1 protein-coding gene is annotated in these 1,252 nt (G+C 67.9%); it reads right to left on the bottom strand.

Going from position 1 to position 1,252, the window contains the following annotated elements; all coding sequences use genetic code 11:
* Window positions 1–26: 26 nt before the first annotated feature.
* Window positions 27–1,252, bottom strand: a 1,226-nt coding sequence (locus tag P3W85_RS43085; RefSeq protein ID WP_276269309.1) for a carbohydrate porin, incomplete at its 5' end; no start/stop codon positions are given.

Here is a 1,252-nt window from a genome sequence, read left to right as displayed (position 1 = left end):
CAAACCGGCGTGGCCGGCGGCGGCGCCTACCAGCGCCGATTGAGCTGCACGCCGAAGATGGAGCCGGAGGTCTGGGAAGCCCAGGTATCGACAGGCGTGGCAAAGGCGATGCCATCCACGTCGTTGGCCCGGCTGTAGGTGTAGAAGGCCCGCAGGTTGGCATTGCCGGCCGCCTTGCCAAGCGTGATGGTAGGCGCGATGGTGAACGCGGTGCGTTGGCCGCTGGCGCCGAAGCCGGAGGAAATCTGGTCGTGCGCCACCTCGAAGCTCAGCTTGAACTGGTCGCTGGCGATATAGGCCGGACGCACGCGCGTGGCCACCCATTGCAACGTGCCCACCGACGAGCGGTCGAACTGCATGCTGGACTCGACCGCGCCTGCCAGCCCCAGGCCCGAAGGCTTCTTCCATTCCATCGACTCGGCCACGCGGATGCGTGACAGGGCGGGCCCCATGCCGGTGTAGCCGGTCAGGGCATTGCGGCTGCCTTCGCCATACTGCATGCCGAAGCGGTTGATGCCGGCGAGCACGTCCTTCTGCTCGTGCATGGCCGATACCCACCACGCGCTGCCGGTCTGCTGGACCAGCGGCTGCGCTTCCACCCGTGTATAGCCGAGCTGCACCGAACCCTTGTCGTTGGTGGAGATGGGCGCGGTGCGCAGCGAGTGGTAGCTGGGCAGGTTGGCGCCATCGAGGTCATTGCGCGCGGTGTACTGGTAGTTGAGCGCGATGTCGCCAAAGCGCGCATTGTCCACGCCGAAGCGCATCGCCGGCGAGGTGGGCGGCAACAATCCCGACGACATCAGGAAGGACGAGTTCTCGCGCCGGCCGGCCCACATGGTGGCCCCGTCCAGCACCGACAGGCCGCTGACCGCGGTATAGATCTGGGGCAGCAGGGCATAGGGATCGACTGCGGCGGGACGGCCGTTGACCGATGTGGCATCGGTGCCCTTGGCCTGCGCCACCAGTTGCACCTGGCCACCGCCGTCGAGCGCGAACAGCGATTCATTGAGCTTGACCTCGCCGGAGCTGCGGCAGGCCAGCCCGCCGCCGATGCCGGTGGACAGCGTACCGCCGCCAGCGCAGGCGCGCATGGTGGTGGTGCGGTCCTCATAGGCGGCGCGCCCGCTGTAGCTGAGCCGCCAGACCTGATCGCCGGCGGGATCGTCGGCCGGCAGTTGCGAGACCAGCGCGAATTCCTCGCTGACAGGTGCCTCGGCGCCATTGCCATCGGCTGGCGGCGGTGTTTCAGCCA

This window comes from Cupriavidus basilensis, assembly GCF_029335485.1.
Taxonomy (GTDB): Bacteria; Pseudomonadota; Gammaproteobacteria; order Burkholderiales; family Burkholderiaceae; genus Cupriavidus; species Cupriavidus basilensis_E.
Note: the sequence above shows the minus strand (reverse complement) of the source record. Positions and strands in the feature narration are given on the sequence as shown.